Source organism: Pseudomonas sp. H1_D05 (assembly GCF_054682705.1).
Window position 1 is genome coordinate 4,763,589 of the sequence record NZ_CP162825.1, and the last position, 19,725, is coordinate 4,783,313.

Here is a 19,725-nt window from a genome sequence, read left to right on the forward strand (position 1 = left end):
GACTGGGGTGTAGGGCAGGGCGCCGAGAAGACTAGCAGAGGCAATATGACGCGTTTGTGACAGCCAGAAACATGTCGTTACAGGGCCGCCCCACGTTTACGCAACGGACACTCGGCAGGCCATGGCCAACATGGCAACCTGCTCGCAACTGTACTCAGCAAAAAAACCAAGGCACCGCGCCGAGCGCCCAGCCTTGTTTACCGAGACCTGAAAGCATTCAAGTCAATTGGAGCGGCAATGCAAGCCAACACGCAAACACTCCCCATCAGCCTGTCCCCCGAACTCGACTTCGACCAAACCGCCGCCAGCGCTTTCGGCGAATCGCTGACCCACGAATACACCCAGGCCACACCATTCCCGCACATCGTCATCGACAACTTCCTGCAAGCAGACGTCATCGCCAGCATCCGCGAACACTTCCCGGTCGAACCGACCAACAACGAACAAACCTACGAGCGCGGCTACAAAGGCCAACTCAAACGCCAGATCAGCCCCAACGCCTGCAGCCCGTACCTGAAGAACGTATTCAACACCTTCAACTCCGCACCCATGCTGGAATTCCTCGAAAAACTCACCGGCATCCAAGGGCTGATTCCTGATCCCTATTTCGCCGGCGGCGGATTACACGAAACCAAAACCGGCGGCTTCCTCGGCGTGCACTCGGATTTTCGGCTGAACAAGAAGCTCAATGTCGAGCGGCGGTTGAACGTGATCATTTACCTGACCGAGGATTGGCAGGAGGCGTACGGCGGCAACCTGGAGCTTTGGGATGTGGGGATGAAGAAGTGCCTGAAGAAGGTGCTGCCGATTTATAACCGGTGCGTGATTTTCAATACGGATAAGGACAGTAACCATGGGCATCCGGAGCCGTTGACTACGCCGGAGCACATCACTCGGCGGTCGATTGCGCTTTATTACTACACGGCGAGTGGGGTGGGTGGGGAGCCGGGGCAGAGGAATAAAACGCACTATAAGCCGCGACCGAAGGATCGGTGGAGTTTGAGGTATTACTTGAATAAATTGTTTAAGAAGAAAGGATGAGTGTGGCGTGTTGACTGTCACAGCCATTTTTCACGTACTGGGTGGGTGAACCAGCTAGCTCGCTTTCGGCTGAAAGCTGACCTGTTTGCTCAAGGTACTGCTGCCAGATATAAGGTTTAGAGGTATCCGCACAACTAGACGCGATGCATTCACTGCTAGTGATTGGATACCGGTTGTGGAGTAACCCATACCTCAGAACAGATCAGGATCAGTAAGTCCTGCTTGATCGAGTCAGCTCTAAGCACCTTTTGGTAAAATTTTCCTATCCGATGCCATGTCCTCGTTAAAGCCATCTGGCACCGGCTTGAAACCTGAAGCTGGAGAACGATGACTGGACTGGAACTGACGCAGGCTCAGTACGTCGATTTCACCTGTAATGCAGTAGTCGTGGTTACCTCCCTTAACTCGTAATATGTCTCGCTTCCAGCGGTCCTTGTATGGTGCGCGGATGCGGCTATCACCGAAGCGGCGGTTGTTGCATTGGATGATGTAGGCATGAACATCCAGAGCGGCGGACTCCACCAATGCGTTGAATGTTTCGGTGTCGCTGTTCCACTCTGGAACAAACAGCGCGTCGACCTGACCACGTAGGTCTGCACGGTAACGAATATTGGTCAGCTCGCTGCAGATCATGATGGCAAAGCGGAAATCACCATGCTGGATTACCGGAGGATTTTTCCATTGCTGTTCTTGAGTGGGCTGCATCTGCAGACCTGCTAGGCGAAAGAGTTCTTGCTCCTCATGAAATGCTGGACGCTGTTTATCTTGGCGATAGAGCATCAACGAAGGGAATCCAAGACCGTTGTGCGTTAGCGAAGCCCAAACTTGGTGACGTACAAACTTTCTCGGTGCGTGGAGGTACTCCACCCCGGTGATCAAAGATATGTCACGGCCCTTAAGCTTGTCGGCGATACGCATAAACCATTGGGGTGGTAGAGACACTTCCGGGAGGATCAAGTAACTAGCGCCGTCAGGCCGAGATATCAGTTCGTTGATTAGGCGATTGATGCGTTGGTAGCGGTGCAGGCCATCCGGGTCGGGCAACCCCATGATGGCCGCGATAAAACTTTCATCTTTAGTTTCTAAACTCGCCACAGCGATAGTTTGTTTGGTATTGGGTTTTCCGTCCGGGATATGCAAGACCTGTTTTTTGTCGACGTACGGCATTTTATGAGCGGTCAGCTCAAAACCTCGCAGTGCTTGCACCACTAACCCCAGTGTTTGACGTCTGGAGGGGGCAAAAGGGGTCGGGGCGATGAGGTAGAGTTCATTGAGGCTGAATGGACGAGTGGCGAATAATAGTCCAGGCGGTATGCCGCGTTTAAGCTTGATCCAGTTCGCTAATGTGGCGATGCCGTCGGTCATCTCGTCAGGCAATAGCTCTTCTGCGTCAAAAGTTGCGAGGTTTTTACGGAGTGGAATACCTCGCGGGCTGACCATTTCCTGAGGCAGGCCTGTAAAACGTAAAGGGATATGAGCGAGATCAAAGCTAAAGAAGCGAGCGTGAAGCTTCTGTATGTGCTGGCTGGTAATATTGATTGGCCTGTCAAGGTAGTTATTCCAAATGACGAAGGCAAGGACCTCCATATGGCCGGCCATTTGGTTCTTCCAGGCGGTAGACCCGGATTTGCTTAGACGGGGAGGAAACGCAGAGACAATGCTCTGCGTTGTTACTTCCCAGATGGATTGCTTCCACAAATTACGAGCTCCGGTTGGCACGTTTGCAGCATCCAAACTTTTTATCTCTAGAGTGCAGTCACTCTCTACTTTATTGATCAGGTCATTCAGTGCATTGATGATCTTGCTTAGGTATTCAAAATCTTCACAGGCCGTCGCCATACGGATGATGCGTGGAAGGTATTGAGCCAATTCGAAGAACTTAATTGGAGTAAGCAGATGCTCAATTACTGCAGCGAAAAAAGCATGGCGGTGTGCTTGCCAATCCTGCGGAGGGATATCGCGTTCGAAGGCTTCGTAGTTACGGAGGCTAAGAGCAAAACCTGCGCGATGCAGCGTCAATGCATCGGTCTTTCGCAGATTGTCTGCTTGTTCTCCAGCAAGGTTGGTGGCTTTGAGCAAGTCAGTAGCCACTGTGTTGGGTGAGTTCGGAAGGTCGGGTAACGCGCGCCATTCGCTTGCGCGTTGGTTGATTTGTTCGGAAATTGCGTTAACCAGGGCTGTACCTGTAGACCCTGCAAGGATGAACAGCTTATTTTTCCTGTTTGCAAATGCGATACGGTCTTCTTTGAGATAGCCTGGTTTAAAGAGGATGCTGCCATTATCTTTTTTGAGCAGTTCCTTGCCACCATCGCGACTGAAGATCCACTCCCAAAACTGCTCAGTGGTTTTGATATCGCTTGCGTTTTCCATGACGAGCAAAATGTCATCGACATAACGGCCGTAATACAGCGGCACTACTTGTTGCTCAATGAATTGGTCGAGCTTGATTAACGCCGCATTTGCGACCACAGCAGATGCGGGCAAACCTACAGGCAAACCTTTTCCCAGTGGCGTTTCTTGTGCCCAGGCCAACAAGGCAGAGATGAACAGACGGTTCAGTTTTGACTGAGATTCGCTCAGTTCGACTTTGGCTAATTTGAGGAAGTTGTCGTCGAGCATAAAGCCGGGGCTTAGCTCGTGATAGAAACTGCTTACATCGGCTGTCAGCGCCAATACTTTTTTCTTCTCGCTCAGGGCTGTGCGCATCGCCTTGATGCCGCCGTCGCGCCATTCACGGAAAGGTCTGAGATAGGGCTTGAATGATCCAAGGGCCCACGTGTTAATCGCATCGTGTCGGTTTCGGCGCAATCGGCTGCCAAAGACGTTGCAGCTGAGTTGCTTGTCGAAGAGATTGCCGACTTCCATCATCCATAGCGATGAGAGCACGTGAAAGTCGATGCTGCAGCGGGCCATCAGGCGGAATACGGCGGTGGGGTGGTTGCCGACCCCAGTCGCGCTAAGCCACTCGGCTTCCGGTGAGGCGAAGATCAGACTTGGATCCTGCTGTTCTTTGGCAATTTGTATTTCTTTTGGGGCCAGCGTCCAAGTACCCAGAAAGGCAGGGTCTTTCACCCAGTCCTCGCTAATCGCTTCGATCTGTTCTTTTAGGCGAGTGAGGTTTTTGCTCAGGTCGTCTTCATAGTCGGCAATGGCGAATAGGGATGGGTTGGTTGAGTAGTAGAGGTCAACCTTGGCCTTGCGGTAGGCTAGACCAAGGTCGTGCAGCGATAACGACATTTGGATGAAGTCCATTTCTTAACCTTCGACAATCCTGAGATATCCCGGATATTACATAAAGCAAGCATGAATGGGCTAAAGCATTGCAAAGCTCTTTTTCTCCACTCACTGATTGTCATGACTAGACTTCCGAGCCGCCCCTAATCTAGTAGGCTTTAAAGGCACATTTTGTAGTGGTCTAATGAAACCGGACACCCATTTAGGCGAGAATGCTCGCCAGATAGAGGTGTCTGATGACCAAACAACGTCGTTCTTTTTCCGCTGAATTCAAACGCGAGGCCGCAGGCCTCGTGCTCGATCAAGGCTATAGCCATATCGAAGCCAGCCGCTCGCTTGGTGTGGTTGAGTCCGCGTTGCGCCGCTGGGTTAATCAGCTTCAGTAGGAGCGCACCGGCGTTACTCCGCAGAGTAAAGCGCTGACGCCAGAGCAACAGAAAATCCAGGAATTGGAAGCTCGAATCGCTCGACTTGAGCGGGAGAAATCCATTTTAAAAAAGGCTACCGCGCTCTTGATGTCGGAAGAGCACGAGCGCACGCGCTGATTGATCAACTGAGCCCCCAAGAGCCGGTTGATTGGCTTTGCGCAGTCTTTGATGTCACTCGTTCGTGTTACTACGCCCACCGTCTCAGGCGCCGAACTCCAGACGTTGAGCGGCTTCGGTTGCGCAGCCGGGTTAACGAACTGTTTACGCAAAGTCGAAGCGCCGCCGGTAGCCGCAGCATCGTGTCGATGATGCAGGAAGACGGCGAGCAAATTGGGCGGTTCAAGGTGCGAGGCCTGATGCGGGAACTGGAGTTGGTCAGTAAACAACCTGGATCACATGCCTACAAACAAGCGACGGTTGAGCGGCCTGACATTCCGAACATATTGAATCGAGAGTTTGATGTGCCGGCGCCGAATCAGGTTTGGTGTGGCGACATCACCTACATCTGGGCTCAAGGGAAATGGCATTACCTGGCTGTGGTTATGGATCTTTACGCGCGCCGAGTGGTGGGCTGGGCGCTGTCGAACAAGCCGGATACGGATCTGGTCATCAAGGCGTTGGACATGGCTTACGAGCAGCGTGGCAAGCCTCAAGGGCTTTTGTTTCACTCGGATCAGGGCTCGCAATATGGCAGTCGCCAGTTTCGCCAACGGCTCTGGCGTTACCGCATGCGCCAAAGCATGAGCCGTCGTGGAAACTGCTGGGATAACGCGCCGATGGAGCGTGTGTTTCGCAGCTTGAAAACTGAATGGATACCGACCGTGGGCTACACGACAGCTCAAGAAGCGCACCGCGACATCAGTCATTACCTGATGCATCGGTACAACTGGATTAGACCGCACCAATTCAACAACGGACTGTCCCCAGCTCAGGCCGAGAAAAAACTTAACGTCGTGTCCGGGATTAGTTGACCACTACATTTTGATCGAATGCTGCCTTTTAACCCTGCAATCATTGGCAGTGTTCTCACACTCATTGTGACGTCTCGACTCAAGTGTTGATCAGGTCATACGCTTGGGCTATCGGTGTTCCCTTCACACCCCCATCACCACATAGATTTTAACAAGTGACCTGTTCTGGTAGCTTTACGACCCTCACAAGGATTTGACAGGAGGTCATAGTGGCTAAGTCAGCAGCGCGTAAAAGCGATCCATACAGTTGCCCATTGCCAGGGCACGGCACCAACCCCATTGTGGGCGGCTCTCCCGACGTGTTTTTCGACGGACTCGCCGCTGCACGTCAAGGTGACGCGTGCACATGCGGGAGTGCGCTGTCATCTGGGCTATCTTCGACTGTGTTCATCAACGGTAAGAATGCCGCAACCATCGACACGGGTGGTACTCACGGCGGCTTCGTTGTTGGCGGGTCGGGGACGGTGATAATCGGTGATACCCACTCTCCCTGCGACTTTGTTCCTCCTGCGCCGTTAGCGGGCCATGCGCGCTGGATCGGCTTCAGAATACCTGCGGACGAGAGCTACGAAGGCCTATCCTGCACCGCGCATTTTGATGACGGCTCATCGTTACCCGGTGTATTTGATAAAGACAACGCCATTAAATTTTCGAACCTATCGGGGAAGGCGTGCGTGATGCTCCAATTTGAAGAGCAAGCATCCGAAGAAGCGGTATCTCTCACCGAAAGTCTACTGAATACGATTTTGGGATAAGGATCTTCCTATGACGGAGCCGTACATTGTCACCGGCAGCTATGTCGTCCAGCGAGAGCACGCCTTGCAAGACTCTCCTCTTGATCGGGCTTTAGAGCTAATGGAGGGCTCTGCGCTGCGGTTTTCACTGGATGCGATATCTGATGAAAAAACTCGAGCGAGCTATATCAAGAACATCCAGCGCATGTCTCAGCAAACACGCGATGACGTGAAAGCTGGAAAGATTACGGCGCAAGAGGGAGTGAAGTTCAGTCATGAGATGCGCAACAAAATCATGGTTGAGCATCGCAAATTCACCTCTGCGCAGGGGCTGGCAATCGCCCAGAGGAAGAAAAAGGGTGGGACAGAGCTCAAAACGCTTTTAAATATGTACTCTGAAAACCTATTCCAAAAGGGTTACGACAGCCTTTCGGAAGTAGAGAAGAACAAAGTCCATTACACCATTCTGGAATCTTCGGGCCGGGATAATGCCAAGTTCTCGGCCGGTACAAAAAAGATGCTGATCATGGGCAAGCTTGGTGTTCTCGTCACGGCTGCTCTGGCGACATATCAGATATTGAATGCTGAAAACAAACCTAAGGAAGCTGCGCGCCAAGGAATCATTGTCGGTGCTGGAGCATTTGGTGGGATTCTTGCGGGGTTGGGCGTCAGCGCATTTTGCGGACCTGGTGCTCCCATTTGTGCAATCGCAGTGGTTTTTGCTGGAACAGTCGCAGGCGGTGTTGCGGGCGAAGCTGTTGCGAGTTCATTGGATGAAGAGCTTGAGGAGTTCACGCATTGGAACATCTTCTGACTGAGCCACAACTGACCAAGGTCAGAGCGGCACTCTCCGAGCCATTCAACGACTTTCCGGTCGAATATGACTATCTGGCGAGGAAGGTTGGAGGCGTCGACCCTGACGTTCTTTACGAAATCCTCTATTCAGAGGTCGCGCCGGTGTGTTTCACCAATCTTGTGGCCGCTGTACCTCCGGTGTGGACAGGCTTCGACCCCGAAACTCTCAGAGAGTCGATTGAGGAAAGGTTGGCTGCGAGAGAGCGTAATTGGTTTCGTCGGCAGTTCGACAAGGTGCTGGTGCGTTGGTTGAAATACAACTACGCCTACATCTGGAAGGAGATCGCCAGTAGGCTGTAGCTTGCAGAACAAGGTGGGTTCGCAGAGGCAATATCTCGATGCCAAACATAGTTAAGAAATGGTCCTGTTCCGAATTTTTCGTATTTCATCTATGTCTATTTTTTGGTGTTATCGCTTTGCGCACGTTTCGATGTCGGCTTGGGTGGTTATCTCTGAGTCGATGCCTAATCTGTATTTACAATAATCGATGATGTCTTGTCGCTGCTCGTTAGTGAGTTTTTCTATACGTCGATAATTTCCGTCATTCGCATGAATGTTGAAAAACTGCATTCGAAAGGTCGGATGCTTTTTGACGAAATATATTCGAGTGATTTCGCTGTCTGAAACTTCGTTATAGAAGCCTGTATTCAGAATAAGCAAAAGCGAAATTAGAGAAGCGAACATTAAATATCTCATACCGGCCTTGGCTTGAGTGGTGGTAATCATTCTGTCTTCGTGCGTATGTCCGATCAACCTCCATGACGGCATCCCAACCGTCACGGAGGAATTTTCGTTACTCCACCGGCACCACGTTATCCAACGCCCGATTCACCGCCAACTCCCCCAGCATCACCACCTGCGCAATGCCTTGCAGTGTCTTGCGTGCCGGTCCCTGCACCAGCCCGATCACATCCCCAAGCATCACCGAGGCCGAGCCGAGTGATTCACTGGCATTCACCAGCAATTCCTCAGTCTTGGTGTTTGGGTTGGCGATAAACATTTTGTTGGTTTGGTACGGGGTGAGCATGATTTCCGGGGCGGGGCCGAGGTAATGGGAGAGGGCGCGGTCGACGGCTTCGTTGAATTTCTTGGCGTCGGGGGATTCGTCGCCTGAGATTGGATCGGTTTCTGGTGGATTCGGCGTAATTTTGAACATAGATGAAACTCCAGGATGAAAAGTGGAGCCATCACTTTCGCTACCAAACGAGGGTGGTGGCCAAACGCAGGTTGGTAGACCGGTCACCTGGATACCCGGCGCGTCCGAAGACGCCCTACGCATGGCCACCATAAACAGCGGACGAAGACGTCCGTGCAAATAGATTTGCGATGCGACAGGTATGCCGGGCTACCAAACCCGATCACTGCTATTCAGTGACCGACCCACGATAGAACCCGCCCACCCGGCGCACAAGCCGGCGGATTCTGGCGTAGTCGTAGGCAACGGCGCAAGGCGTTGTAGCCTGTCGGACGTATCTCGGAACGTTTTTAAACCGGTCGTTGAAATGCCAGGCGTGTGAGGCCTGGCGTCCTTAAACAGCGTCGATCATCAACGCGCATCAACCCTCGGTTTTACTTACACACGGCATCCGCCACGCGATAACCATCCACCAGCGGTGCTTTGCTCACGTCCAGTTCGATGCGGCAGCTCTGTTCGGCTTTTTCGCCCCATTTCATTTGGTAGACCTTGCCTTCACCCACCGACAGCAACACTTGACCGGCCTGGCCGACGACGCCGGCGCTGGCGCCTTTTTCGTTGGTGATGGGGGTGCCGAACGGCGGTTGTTTGCCGTCCTTGAGACGCACGTTGAGCAGGGCTTTTTCCGAGCGGCTCGCGGCGAAGCTGGCTTTGACCACGGCGCCGCGACGGGGGACGACGTTGGTCACGCCTTCTTCGATGTCGATGTTGTTGTCCAGTTCGCCGGTGTCGAGGGCTACGCGGTTTTTGCGGTACGGCGTGACGTACGGCACGAGGGCGTAACCCTTGGCGTTGGTCAGGGTGCCGGGGGCGTTGAGGACGCCGACGTCCGGGGTGTCTTTGACTTCGACCAGGGCCACGGTTTCGCCGAGGGTCTGGCCGAATTCGAGGCCATCGCTGTGGCTGAGCACGGAGCCTGCGGCGCTCACTGAGGTCTGGCGGTAGCCGCTGCCGACGCTGACACCCGCGCCGAGTTGGGCGAACGGTGCGCGATAGCCGATCAGGGCCGAGCCGTTGTTGCCGCCGTTGTCGGAGCGGTTGGCGTTGACGTTGTAATTGAGGTTGCCGTCGCGCCCGCTCAGGCCGGCACGCTGGTCGAGGCTGCCGTCGTTGTTGCGCGTGACGGTGTAGGTGCCAGTGCTGCGCGTCTGGCCGATGGGCATCGACACGGTGAACACCACTTGATTGTTCTGGCCGAAGTTGTCGGTCAGGGTCTTGCTCGCGTAAACGCCGTAGGTCACGCCTTTGTACTGAGTGTTGAAGCCCAATTGCATCTGTTTGTCTTCGCGCGAGGTGCCCCAATAGTTCTGCTTGCTCATGTTCAGGTAGAACGAGCCGTAGCTGTCGAGCGCCTGGTTGATGCTGGCTTCGACTTTGCTGCGCTTGGAGAAGGTGTTGAATTCGTTCGGCTCTTGCAGACGCACCGCTTCATCAAAGTCGCGATAGCCTTCGGTGGAATAGCGATACCCGGCGAAGCGTACCGAGGTGCCGGTCTCGAAGGCTTTGCCGTAACGCACGCCAAAGCTCTGGCCCTTCTGTTTGCCGGCCGCGACGCCGGAACCGCTCGGCACGTCGGTCTGGGCCTGGGTCACGTCCAGCGACACGGCGCCCAGACTGCCGAGGCTTTTGCCCACGCCGACGACGCCGGCACGATAGAAGTCAGCGCCCAGCAGGCCACCATATAACGTTAGATCGAACGGCAAACCGTACGCTAGCGACGCCTGGGCGAAGACCGGACGCTGGCCGCCGTCCACGGCGTTGTACTCACCGGCGGTGGCGCTGTAACGCCAGGTTTTTTCCCGCAGCATGTTGGCCAGCGTGGCGTACGGCTGGGTGAAGCGCCGTTCGCGGCCGTCGGCTTCGGTGATGATCACTTCGAGGTCGCCACTGCCCGACGCCGCGTTGAGGTCGTCGATTTCGAATGCGCCGGGCGCCACATAAGTGGTGTACAGCGAGTAGCCGTTCTGGCGCACTTCGACCTTGGCCTGGGTTTCGGCGATGCCGCGAATGATTGGCGCATAACCCTGCATCGAGTCCGGCAGCATGCCCATGTCGGACGCCACCTGGGCGCCGCGAAACGGAATGCTGTCGAACACGTCGCCCGGGGTGAAGCTCTCGCCGAGGGTCAGGGTGCCTTTGATCGCGGTCAAATCGCGCTGTGCGTAGGTGTTGCTGCGCTGCCAATCCTGCTGGCCGTCTTCGTCCTGACGGAACGAGGAGCTGGAGCGAAAACGCCAATCGCCGAGGTTGAACCCGCCGTTGGCGTAGAGGTTGTATTGCGTGCCGTTGCCACGGGCGTCGGACTGGGTGTTGGCCGCCGAGAACTGATAGTTGAGCATTGCCGCGTTGATCCCGCGATCCCATTCTTCGGGGGCAACATAACCGGCGGCATCGCGGCGCAGAGCGATCTGCGGCACGCTGATGTCGAGGGCCAGACGCCCGGCGTCGAAGCTCACCGAAGCGCCTTCGATCAGTTCGGCAAGGTCGATGCACGCCGGGAATGTTTCGCCCGGGGTCAGGAACGCATCGACCTTGACCCCGAGTTCCTTGAGAAACGCCTCGGACAGGCAGGCGCGCACTTCAGCGCTTTTGGCGTCCTTGGCGAAGGTCATGTCGCGGCGGTCGAAAAAGCTCTGGTTCAGCCGGATCACCACCGGATACGTGCCGGGGCCGATGCTGCCGCTGTTGGCGATGGCGTCCAGATCGAGGTTGGGCCCGGCGCTGGCGCCGCCGAAGGGCTGCATGAAGCTGGCATCAAACTTTGCCGGTTCATCTGCGCTCGCCGAGCTGCCCATCAGCGCCGCGAGGATGGCGACCGACAGATGCAATGGAACAAAAGGCGCGGACTGACGATGACGGTTCAGGGCTTCGATTCGCATGACAATACTCAACACTCGGCCGCCACGCGGCATCGGCAGCGTGCAGGCAGGTTCGCAAGGAAAGGGGTGGCGGTGTTACGGAGCGCTGCTCAGCTCGACTTTTTTCGGCTCGCTGTAACCGCCGTAGTCGTTGATCGCGGAGAACACCACCGCGCCGCTGCGGCCGCTGAAACCTGGCAGTGCGTAACGCTGGCTGCTCATCGGCGCGACCATTTTCGGTTCGTTGACTTCAAGGACTTGCGCACCGGCCTCGACTTTCACGCCGATAAAGGACACGTGAAACGCTGTCGGGTTGTTGACCACCAGCACCGGTTTGCCTTGTTCCTGTTGCAGGCTCCAGCGCAGTTGCGGCGGTGCCTCCATCGCGCTGCCCTTGAGGGTGGGCGGGCGATAGAAGACTTTGATCCGCGTGCGCATGGCGATTTTCAGGGTGTTGGCGTCGGCCTTGCCGGCCAGCGGAATTTCCTGGGCGTTGAAGTAGAAGACCGATTCGCGGTCTTGCGGCAGATCGCCGGGGACTTTCTGGATGCGCACCATTTGCTCTTTGCGCGGATCGAGACGAAACAGCGGCGGGGTGGCCACGAACGGGGTCGCGGTGGTGTTGTCGTCGGCCTCGGTGTTGATCCAGGCTTGCACCGCGTAGGGTTCGGCCGTGGTGTTGCTGACGGTGATCGAGGCATCGCGTTTGTTGCCGTCGTACACGATACGCGTGCCGCCGAGCATCACACCGGCCTGGCTGAAACTGCTGAGCAACGTTGCGCTCAGCAATATGGCCAATACCGATGCGGTTTTGAAGGGGGATATGACTGAGTTCATTGCGTTCATCCTCTTGTCGGCACGGCCACAAAAACCGTGGCAAAGGGAAGGGCATCCGGCAGCGCCAATCGCCGCCGGAGGCTGACCGGACTTACTGGTAGTCGACGGTAAACGCGGCTTTGGCGTTGGCCGGACCGGAAGTGGCTGCGCCGGTGGCGACGTAGTTGGCGGTGAAGCGCAGCGGCTGGGTCAGGTCCAGATAAGGCGAGGATTCCAGGCCCAGTTGCACGTCTTTGCCGGACGCATCCTTGATCTGCACGGCGACGTTGGTGGCCACGCCGGCTTCTGGCAGCAGACCGATCCACTGGCCGCTGGAACCGGCGTTGCCGCTCAGCGAAAGGAACTTGACCACGGCTTTCTTGCCGGTGACGTTGCAGCCCGGTGCGGTGGTGTCAATGGTCAGGGTGAACGCGCCGCCACCCGCCACTGCACCAGCCGTGGCCAGAGAGGTCGCCGGCACACTGCCGAGGCCAACGTCGCCGGCACCGGCCGAACCGTTGAGGTCGGAAACCACTACCGGGCAGGTGTTGTCGGTCACGCTGCCGACAAAGTTGATTTCACCGTCAGCGGCCATTGCAGCTTGCGAAGCGGCTGCCAGAACCAGGGCCGGGGACAAACCTTTGAGCGCAAAATTTTTCATGATCACTTCCAGATATTGAGTAAATGTCCTGAAGCCCGAAGGCCCTGAGACGGATCGACGTCGCCATCCCTTCGGGGGTAGAGCGTGGCGTCTGAGGCTCATTATCGGGATGCGGATCCGGGCGCTATGTAGGGAAAATCCCTTTGCTTGTAGGAAAATTCCTAGCGCTGCTATGGGATCAATAAGTCGTCGCCAAAAAAAACGCCCCGCCTTTGGCACCGCGCGAAATGGGCGATGGCAAAGGGGAGCGTCGGGAAAAACAGGTGGACCCTTGTTGGTGGATTTCAGCGGTAAGTCACGGTGAAGCTCGCATGGCCATTGGCGGTGCCGGGCTGCGGCGTCGGCCCATCGCCGGTCTGGATATAACGGGCTCGGAGCGGCACCGAAGTCACGCCGTTGACGATCCGATTGAGGCGTACGGGCTGGCCCAGATTCATCGGCGTGCCGTTGTCCTGCAACACCTGAATGGCCACGCCTTGCGCCGTCGAATCGCGCGACAGGCTCAGGACACCATTGGCCGCGTCGAGGATGGTTGAGGTCTTGTCGGCATCGATCTGAATGTTGGCGAAGTTGCCATTGAAGTAGCCGTTGGTGTTCGACGGGTAGTTGTTGCCGGCGATGCAGGCGTTGAGGGTAATGGCGAACGGCTGGGCCTGGGTGGTGGAGTTCTTGCCGTTGAATACGCGTTTTTCCCAAGTACCCATCGGCACGTTGATCTGGTTGCCCGGTGCGGCCGGCATCGAACAACCGGCCAGGGTTACGGTGGCGGTGAAGGTCAGGTCGAACATTGGACCCATGTCCGAAGTGCCAGTGGCGACCAGTTGATTGATGGTGTGGGTGCCGGGCGCGATGTCACCGGTCTTGATCAGCGCATAACGCATCATCGCCTGGTTCATGTTCGCCTGGCTTGGAGCGGTACGATTCATGTTGAAGGGAATGAATCGGCTGGGGTTACCCGGCGGCGGAATCCAGGCGGCAGCGAAACCCGTCATGTAGATGGCCAGGCCAATGCCGGGCACGTTGGTCTGCAGTAAGGCATTGGCTGGCACATTCATCACGTCCACCGGAATGTTCACCGCCACCGGACCGACCAGTGTCGTGTTATAGGAAGCGGTGCCATAACACTGCAAGGTGTCACCGAAATTCAGCTGTCGCATGGTGCCGTTGGTATTCAACGTGGTGCCGATCGGTACGTCTCGCGGCGCGAATACCGCGCCGCCGGTGAGCGTCAACTGCTTGACCGTATTGTTGCCCGTCGCCCAGGTGCAAGCCGCCATCGCCGGCGCGGCCATCAGCATCAACGCCGTTGCGCCAAGCCCGCCCAGCATCCCTAACCCGATCTTCATGGTGTGTGCCCTCCTGAGAAGAAAACGGCCATTCAATGCAGGCTGACTGCATCTGGACGTTGTTGGCGTCGGCCAACGAAGGGCTGAATTATCAGGATCACGAGGCGCGCATTGAATAGCCGGCTTCCCGCTGGCTTGTAGGAAATTTCCCAGAGAATTTCCCTGCCAGACAGGCGCCGACGCCCAGGGTGAGTGTCACCGCGTTGGCGTGGTAAACAGCTTCACCGCCCAGAATCCGCAATGCTCAGGGGTGGTCCGATGCGCGCACGGTGTTTCACTACTTCGTCGAAGGCGCGGCAGTTTGGGGGACTTATGCGGGTGGGCATATTCCCATGGGTAACCAGGTTGGCCGAGTGACCGGGCCTGACAGTGTCGAGCTGCTTTATCAGTGCATCACCACGGATGGCGAGATTCGTGCGGATTGGTCGCGGGGCGTTGTGGGGGGGATGAGGCGGGGCGGGCGACGTTGCGGTTTGTGTGGGGTTGGTTGTCGGGGGCCGAGGGGGCGGGCAGTCGAGTTATGTTGAGGTGGTCGCGTAGCGCTCAAGGTTTGTTGCTTGTTCCGCATTGAACGCATCTTGAGATTCAATCCCGCAGTGGTCCTGCTTTCTTCCGGATAGTAAAACGCCCAAGGGTTTGGCGTGTCCTGGATGGTTAGGACCGCGTACTGCCTTGGGCGAGATGGGCGCAGATTAAGTGGGGGCAATGTAGACGTCAACTCTTCGCCATCACATCCCACGTCCGCATCACCTGCGTAATCGCCGCATCAATGCTCTCCAGCGGCGTGTCATCCCGAGCCAGGATGGAAATCCCCTGTAGGAAGCTGTCGAACACCGTCGCCATGGCGGCTACGTTCGTGTCCTCCGCTAACAGACCCTCACGCAGACCTCGCTCGACACACGCTCGAATCCCGGCGCGTGTGCGGGCGCGGGAGTGGGTGAGGACTTCGACGACACCGGCGTTTTCCGGACTGGGCGCGCTCATGACGCCGAGGGTGACCATGCAGCCTTTGGGGTGGCCGTCGTCGCATTGCATGCGTGCCGACTGGCGCAGCGCGGTCTCGATGGCTTGGCGTGGCGGCAGGGTTGCGTCCCACAGGCATTCGGTGACCTGGGCGAAGGTCGTCAGGTAACGCTGCACGCATTCGTCGAACAGGGCTTCTTTGGAGCCGAACGCGGCGTAGAAGCTTGGCGCGGAGATGCCGCCGCCCAACTGCGCCTTCAACAGGGCGAGGGAGGTCGAGTCGTAGCCGTGTTGCCAGAACAATTGCATCGCCTGGTCAACGGCGTCGTCGCGATCGAAAGCGCGGGGGCGGCCGGTTCTGGCCATAGCTGAAACTCCTCGAAAAGTGATTTGGATACTAGTCGATACATAAGTCGTTGACAACGTGCCTTGGCTGCCGCCAGTATTTTATATCGATTGGTACTTAAGTCTGAAATTTTGCTCAAAAGGAGTTTCCCGTGACACCTTCATTGACTCTAACGGCGGCGCCCAAACGCCTGCCCATTGGCGCGCTGTTGGCGCTGGCCATGACCGGTTTTATCTGCATCGTGACCGAAACCTTGCCCGCCGGGCTGTTGCCGCTGATCAGCGATGGCCTGGCAATTTCGCCTTCCATGGCCGGGCAAATGGTCACCGCGTACGCGCTGGGCTCGGTGCTGGCGGTGATCCCGATGACCATCGCCACGCGCGGCTGGCGTCGGCGCAATGTGTTGTTGCTGACGATTGTTGGTTTTCTGTTGTTCAACTCGATTACGGCGTTGTCGTCGCACTATGGCGTGACGCTGGTAGCGCGCTTCTTTGCGGGAGTGGCGGCAGGCTTGGCGTGGAGTTTGTTGGCCGGTTATGCACGGCGAATGGTCGAGCCGGATCAGCAGGGCAAGGCGTTGGCGCTGGCCATGGTCGGTACGCCGATTGCCTTGTCACTGGGCGTGCCGCTCGGCACTTGGCTGGGTGGCCTCGTCGGGTGGCGCACGACGTTTGGGCTGATGTCGGCCCTGACCTTGATGCTGATCGTCTGGGTGATGGTGAAGGTGCCGGATTATCCGCCGCAGCCTGCGCATCAGCGTCTGTCGTTGCGCCGCGTGTTGACCACGCCGGGTGTGCGGCCGGTGCTGGCGGTGGTGATCAGCTGGATGCTGGCGCACAACATTCTCTACACCTACATCGCGCCGTTTGTGGCTCCGGCGGGGCTGGCGGATCGCGTGGATCTGGTGTTGTTGGTGTTTGGTCTCGCGGCGTTGGCGGGGATCTGGCTGACGGCGAAACTGGTTGAGCCGCTGTTGCGCAAGACCGTTCTGGTGAGTCTGGCCACGTTTGCACTGGTGTGCGTAGGGTTCGGCTTTTACGGACGGGTGCCGGAGGTGATTTATCTGGGCGTGTTGGTGTGGGGATTGAGTTTTGGCGGTGCGGCGACCTTGTTGCAGACAGCGCTGGCAGATGCCGCCGGTGATGGCGCCGATGTCGCGCTGTCGTTGAATGTGGTGGCGTGGAACAGCGCCATTGCCGGTAGCGGATTGGTCGGCGGGGTGTTGCTGGATCGATGGGGCGTTGCCTCGTTTCCCTGGGCGATGGTGGTGTTGGTGAGTGTGGGGTTTGCCATTGCGTTCGCCGCAAGGGGGCACGGATTCAGGTCGGGGCCGCGTGGGGCGGGAGCGGCGGCGGTTGTCGGGCACTGATGTCCGGACGTGTTGGGCGGTGGTGACGCGGAAAGGCTGGCAAGCCCTATCCGTTACTCGGCGCCCCCGGCTTTCATCAGCCTGTACAAATCCTCCAGCGCGCCGCGAAACTGTGCCAGGGAAAAACTGGCCGGGCGGCTATCGGCGTCCCACCGCGTGCTGATGCCGACTTCCAGGCCGCTGGAAACGCTCAAACCAAACCGACGCCAGTGCAAAGTGTCGCCATCGATCACCTGTTCGGTCATCAGCACAAAGCAATCGAAGTTCATGTCATCGCTGCAGACCAGCAGCGGTACAAGCGTGGACGAACCGTGTTCTGCAGGCGCGAAACGGCGTTGGGCGAGGGCGTCTTCTTCCTCGTCCAGCAACCACATCAACGACAAACCATTCAAGTCGAGGTCGGGATATTCGAGATGCTCGTTGAGCCATTGCTCGATGGGGATGCCGTCGATAAACAGCCAGGCGCAGGCGCTACGGTTGCATTTCGCCTGGTGATAATCGGCGTGGATACGGTGGAGCATTGGAGAGTCCATGATCAATAGAGGATTGGCGGGTGAATCAGTGCGAAAATGCCCACGCCCGACTGAACCACCGAACAGGTTATCGCCAGCCTTGAGGGATACTGAAGGCCGACTTGCACCAGGCGTATTTAAACGCTGTTGAACCTAGGCCGCTGGATAGCTGAACGGCTCCAGAAAAATCTGTGGATCCACCCACAATCTCAGGCCAAAGGGAATGACTGAGTAACCGTCATATCGCCCGGTGAAGGTGTCCGACGCGGCGAATTCAACAAATTTCCCGCGTTTATCGTCAATCACACGGATACCGGGGCAGCCCAGCATTGTGTATTTGATAATGGGGTTGGGTAATGATCTTTCCCAGACCTGAATCTCTACATCCGAATCGTATTGCCAGATCGTCAGCTTCAGGCTGATAGAACCCTGTTCGATCAAGTATTGATGGGATGTTCCATGCCCGTCCTGATCGGGAATCACGCCTAGCGCAGTAATAAGGTCAAAAGGGTCCCATGTGAGCAGCGGCATAGCGTTTCCTTGGTCTGGAATCTGCGTTTATGGTACTCATCACTGACCTGTAAAAGTACACTCGCGTACTACTTCCGAGAGGAGCCACAACCCATGACCACTCAAACCGAAACCGCCATCCTCGCCGGCGGCTGCTTCTGGGGCATGCAGGATCTGCTGCGGCGCTATCCCGGCGTGTTGCAGACTCGCGTCGGTTACAGCGGCGGCGACGTGCCGAACGCTACTTATCGCAACCATGGTGACCACGCCGAAGCTATCGAAATCGTTTTCGATCCTGCGGTGATCAGCTATCGGCAGATCCTCGAGTTCTTCTTCCAGATCCACGACCCGAGCACAGCCAACCGGCAGGGCAATGACCTCGGGCGCAGCTATCGTTCGGCGATTTACTACCTCAGCGAAGCGCAACGCGACATTGCCGAAGACACCGCGGCCGACGTCGACGCCTCAAAACTGTGGCCAGGTCGCGTGGTGACCGAAATCGAACCGGCGGGGCCGTTTTGGGAAGCGGAACCGGAACACCAGGATTACCTCGAGCGTATTCCGAATGGCTACACCTGCCATTTCATTCGGCCGAACTGGAAGCTGCCGAAGCGCGCGTGAGAGGTGCACGCCGCTCATTCAGCGCCACTTCAGTGGTTGCGAGGCTGAATGAGTTTCCGACTTCGCGGGCAAGCCCGCGAAGAGGCGAGCGCTCATGGCGCCGTTTTGGCCCTGCGCTTGATTCTTCAACTTATCCAGCACAACCTGGCAGGTAAAAAGCGGTTGTTGCCACATCGCTGTGTGCCGGGTCCGGATGCAGCGTCATGTAGCGCGTGCCATCGCGGTGACTGCGCACGCAGCCATGTTCTTCCAACAACTCAAGTGCTTGGCGAAGGCGTGTGGGCAGCGGATTGCCCGCAGGAAAAGCGGCCGCCATTTCATCGGAGAAGTTCATTCATTTCCTGACTCGGCGGCCATTGGAGAGGGTTGGGTTCCGGTGACCTCGGCGGTCTCGTCCAGAACCCAAGGTCCCGGTGTATGTTCAATCATGCTTTACCAAACCCCAGAAAAGAACGCAGTTTATGGCTCCACTTGCGCTCATAGAAGGGCGTGGTTTCCCTGAGAAAGTAATCACTCAGGCCGGCTTCACCTTGGGACACACGGCATAAATCAACCGGCTCGCCCTGTGGCGCGGTATCCCCGGCAACATTGCCCGCCTCACGCATAACCCGCTCAATATCGCCGTCCGCCTCAATGCCCACGATCAAGTGCGGTTTTTCGTCCACCGAGGTGTCATGCATCAACGCCAGAAACCCGCGCTTCACATTGGAATGTTTGGCGAGCAGTTGGGTGAGCGAGTGGACCATTTGTGACGGGTATTCGGCAGGCTGGCCGAGCAGCACGTTGGTTTCTTTCTCGACCGTGCGTTGCGTGGCGGTCTGGCCAACGGCATCGGCGAGCAAATTTTGCACCTCTTGCGGGAAAAACTCTTTGCCGTACGGCGACTTCGGATTCATGCAGAGCAGGGCGCCCAGTGTGATTTCGAACAACGATCGGGCGGGTATTTCGAGGTAGGTCTGCTCGCTGTCGATGGACTGTTGCAGTGTTTGCAGTGACGAGAAAAACGGGATGACCGGGGTGCCGTCCGGTTTTTGCCAGTGGGCAATGCTGATGTTGCTGCCGGCTTGGAGATTGACGTGGCCGTCTGCCTCTCCGGCGGTGCCGAGGATGTAAACGTTCGAGTTCAACAGGGTGTTGAAAAACTCGGGACGATGTGCCGGTTCGTCGGCGGCGCGTTTGAGGCTTTTTTCCAGCAGGTTTTCTGGTTGGGAATCCATGGTCTTCATCCGTGACTCGTTCTGAAACAGGGCATAGAACAGTTACAT

The 19,725-nt window shown here is 56.8% G+C and carries 17 protein-coding genes and 2 pseudogenes; 8 read left to right on the plus strand and 11 right to left on the minus strand.

All coding sequences use genetic code 11. The annotated features are described in order from the left end of the window. Nucleotides 1–237 precede the first annotated feature (237 nt). Nucleotides 238–1,041 carry a 2OG-Fe(II) oxygenase gene (locus AB4O11_RS21530; RefSeq protein WP_460128434.1) on the plus strand — a complete coding sequence of 268 codons (804 nt, stop codon included), beginning with the start codon at nucleotides 238–240 and terminating at the stop codon, nucleotides 1,039–1,041. Between the two features lie 237 nt (nucleotides 1,042–1,278). On the opposite strand, the gene AB4O11_RS21535 is transcribed toward AB4O11_RS21530, so the two are convergent. Beyond that, nucleotides 1,279–4,293: a reverse transcriptase domain-containing protein gene (locus AB4O11_RS21535; protein ID WP_460128436.1), complete on the minus strand. Its 3,015-nt coding sequence runs from the start codon at nucleotides 4,291–4,293 to the stop codon at nucleotides 1,279–1,281. 218 nt (nucleotides 4,294–4,511) lie between these two features. Here AB4O11_RS21535 and AB4O11_RS21540 point away from each other — a divergent pair. The 4 genes and pseudogenes from AB4O11_RS21540 (at nucleotide 4,512) to AB4O11_RS21555 (ending at nucleotide 7,563) form a co-directional block, all read left to right on the plus strand. Then, nucleotides 4,512–5,674 (plus strand): annotated as a pseudogene (locus AB4O11_RS21540) (IS3 family transposase). A gap of 209 nt (nucleotides 5,675–5,883) precedes the next feature. Next, entirely contained in the window at nucleotides 5,884–6,429 is a 546-nt protein-coding gene (locus tag AB4O11_RS21545; RefSeq protein ID WP_460128438.1) for a PAAR domain-containing protein, read from the plus strand. 10 nt (nucleotides 6,430–6,439) lie between these two features. Further along, nucleotides 6,440–7,222 (plus strand): hypothetical protein, encoded by a 783-nt coding sequence (locus AB4O11_RS21550; protein ID WP_460128439.1) that lies wholly within the window; start codon nucleotides 6,440–6,442, stop codon nucleotides 7,220–7,222. After that, nucleotides 7,207–7,563 carry a DUF7079 family protein gene (locus AB4O11_RS21555; protein ID WP_460128441.1) on the plus strand — a complete coding sequence of 119 codons (357 nt, stop codon included), beginning with the start codon at nucleotides 7,207–7,209 and terminating at the stop codon, nucleotides 7,561–7,563. Before AB4O11_RS21550 ends, AB4O11_RS21555 begins: the two co-directional genes overlap by 16 nt. Nucleotides 7,564–8,056: 493 nt before the next feature. Here the strand turns inward: AB4O11_RS21555 and AB4O11_RS21560 are convergent, their stop codons facing one another. From AB4O11_RS21560 to AB4O11_RS21580, 5 genes are all read right to left on the minus strand, one after another. After that, complete coding sequence (locus tag AB4O11_RS21560; protein WP_099758963.1) at nucleotides 8,057–8,419, minus strand: DUF6124 family protein; 363 nt, start codon at nucleotides 8,417–8,419, stop codon at nucleotides 8,057–8,059. A 413-nt stretch (nucleotides 8,420–8,832) separates the two neighbouring features. Beyond that, nucleotides 8,833–11,337 (minus strand): fimbria/pilus outer membrane usher protein, encoded by a 2,505-nt coding sequence (locus AB4O11_RS21565; protein ID WP_460128443.1) that lies wholly within the window; start codon nucleotides 11,335–11,337, stop codon nucleotides 8,833–8,835. A gap of 75 nt (nucleotides 11,338–11,412) precedes the next feature. Next, nucleotides 11,413–12,153 carry a fimbrial biogenesis chaperone gene (locus tag AB4O11_RS21570; RefSeq protein ID WP_460128445.1) on the minus strand — a complete coding sequence of 247 codons (741 nt, stop codon included), beginning with the start codon at nucleotides 12,151–12,153 and terminating at the stop codon, nucleotides 11,413–11,415. Between the two features lie 91 nt (nucleotides 12,154–12,244). After that, a complete protein-coding gene (locus AB4O11_RS21575) occupies nucleotides 12,245–12,793 on the minus strand; it encodes a fimbrial protein (protein ID WP_460128447.1) in 549 nt (182 codons plus the stop codon). A gap of 284 nt (nucleotides 12,794–13,077) precedes the next feature. Next, nucleotides 13,078–14,139 carry a fimbrial protein gene (locus tag AB4O11_RS21580; RefSeq protein ID WP_460128449.1) on the minus strand — a complete coding sequence of 354 codons (1,062 nt, stop codon included), beginning with the start codon at nucleotides 14,137–14,139 and terminating at the stop codon, nucleotides 13,078–13,080. Nucleotides 14,140–14,372: 233 nt separating this feature from the next. Here AB4O11_RS21580 and AB4O11_RS21585 point away from each other — a divergent pair. After that, nucleotides 14,373–14,679: pseudogene (locus AB4O11_RS21585) on the plus strand (hypothetical protein). Between the two features lie 174 nt (nucleotides 14,680–14,853). Here the strand turns inward: AB4O11_RS21585 and AB4O11_RS21590 are convergent. Next, nucleotides 14,854–15,468 carry a TetR/AcrR family transcriptional regulator gene (locus tag AB4O11_RS21590; RefSeq protein ID WP_460128451.1) on the minus strand — a complete coding sequence of 205 codons (615 nt, stop codon included), beginning with the start codon at nucleotides 15,466–15,468 and terminating at the stop codon, nucleotides 14,854–14,856. A gap of 131 nt (nucleotides 15,469–15,599) precedes the next feature. On the opposite strand from AB4O11_RS21590, the gene AB4O11_RS21595 reads away from it, so the two are divergent. Beyond that, entirely contained in the window at nucleotides 15,600–16,817 is a 1,218-nt protein-coding gene (locus AB4O11_RS21595; protein ID WP_460128454.1) for an MFS transporter, read from the plus strand. A 53-nt stretch (nucleotides 16,818–16,870) separates the two neighbouring features. On the opposite strand, the gene AB4O11_RS21600 is transcribed toward AB4O11_RS21595, so the two are convergent. Both AB4O11_RS21600 and AB4O11_RS21605 read right to left on the minus strand, forming a co-directional pair. Beyond that, the gene (locus tag AB4O11_RS21600; protein ID WP_099758969.1) at nucleotides 16,871–17,338 is read right to left on the minus strand and encodes a hypothetical protein; all 468 of its coding nucleotides are present in this window, start codon (nucleotides 17,336–17,338) and stop codon (nucleotides 16,871–16,873) included. Nucleotides 17,339–17,482: 144 nt separating this feature from the next. Then, on the minus strand, nucleotides 17,483–17,860 hold the full coding sequence (locus AB4O11_RS21605) for a hypothetical protein (protein WP_460090733.1): 378 nt from the start codon (nucleotides 17,858–17,860) through the stop codon (nucleotides 17,483–17,485). Nucleotides 17,861–17,953: 93 nt separating this feature from the next. On the opposite strand from AB4O11_RS21605, the gene msrA reads away from it, so the two are divergent. Then, a complete protein-coding gene (msrA, locus tag AB4O11_RS21610; RefSeq protein WP_460128457.1) occupies nucleotides 17,954–18,460 on the plus strand; it encodes a peptide-methionine (S)-S-oxide reductase MsrA in 507 nt (168 codons plus the stop codon). A gap of 130 nt (nucleotides 18,461–18,590) precedes the next feature. Here the strand turns inward: msrA and AB4O11_RS21615 are convergent, their stop codons facing one another. After that, on the minus strand, nucleotides 18,591–18,794 hold the full coding sequence (locus AB4O11_RS21615) for a hypothetical protein (RefSeq protein ID WP_460090735.1): 204 nt from the start codon (nucleotides 18,792–18,794) through the stop codon (nucleotides 18,591–18,593). Nucleotides 18,795–18,885: 91 nt separating this feature from the next. Beyond that, nucleotides 18,886–19,677, minus strand: coding sequence for an enhanced serine sensitivity protein SseB (sseB, locus tag AB4O11_RS21620; RefSeq protein WP_460128459.1), 792 nt, complete (start codon nucleotides 19,675–19,677; stop codon nucleotides 18,886–18,888). Nucleotides 19,678–19,725 lie beyond the last annotated feature (48 nt).

Excerpts from the sequence above, each read along its gene's own strand:
- AB4O11_RS21590 (WP_460128451.1), bottom strand. The coding sequence starts at position 15,468 with ATGGCCAGAACCGGCCGCCCCCGCGCTTTCGATCGCGACGACGCCGTT.
- AB4O11_RS21560 (WP_099758963.1), bottom strand. The coding sequence starts at position 8,419 with ATGTTCAAAATTACGCCGAATCCACCAGAAACCGATCCAATCTCAGGC.
- AB4O11_RS21535 (WP_460128436.1), bottom strand. The coding sequence starts at position 4,293 with ATGGACTTCATCCAAATGTCGTTATCGCTGCACGACCTTGGTCTAGCC.
- msrA (WP_460128457.1), top strand. The coding sequence starts at position 17,954 with ATGACCACTCAAACCGAAACCGCCATCCTCGCCGGCGGCTGCTTCTGG.
- AB4O11_RS21600 (WP_099758969.1), bottom strand. The coding sequence starts at position 17,338 with ATGCTCCACCGTATCCACGCCGATTATCACCAGGCGAAATGCAACCGT.
- AB4O11_RS21615 (WP_460090735.1), bottom strand. The coding sequence starts at position 18,794 with ATGAACTTCTCCGATGAAATGGCGGCCGCTTTTCCTGCGGGCAATCCG.
- AB4O11_RS21605 (WP_460090733.1), bottom strand. The coding sequence starts at position 17,860 with ATGCCGCTGCTCACATGGGACCCTTTTGACCTTATTACTGCGCTAGGC.
- AB4O11_RS21530 (WP_460128434.1), top strand. The coding sequence starts at position 238 with ATGCAAGCCAACACGCAAACACTCCCCATCAGCCTGTCCCCCGAACTC.
- AB4O11_RS21550 (WP_460128439.1), top strand. The coding sequence starts at position 6,440 with ATGACGGAGCCGTACATTGTCACCGGCAGCTATGTCGTCCAGCGAGAG.
- AB4O11_RS21565 (WP_460128443.1), bottom strand. The coding sequence starts at position 11,337 with ATGCGAATCGAAGCCCTGAACCGTCATCGTCAGTCCGCGCCTTTTGTT.
- AB4O11_RS21580 (WP_460128449.1), bottom strand. The coding sequence starts at position 14,139 with ATGAAGATCGGGTTAGGGATGCTGGGCGGGCTTGGCGCAACGGCGTTG.
- AB4O11_RS21570 (WP_460128445.1), bottom strand. The coding sequence starts at position 12,153 with ATGAACTCAGTCATATCCCCCTTCAAAACCGCATCGGTATTGGCCATA.
- sseB (WP_460128459.1), bottom strand. The coding sequence starts at position 19,677 with ATGGATTCCCAACCAGAAAACCTGCTGGAAAAAAGCCTCAAACGCGCC.
- AB4O11_RS21575 (WP_460128447.1), bottom strand. The coding sequence starts at position 12,793 with ATGAAAAATTTTGCGCTCAAAGGTTTGTCCCCGGCCCTGGTTCTGGCA.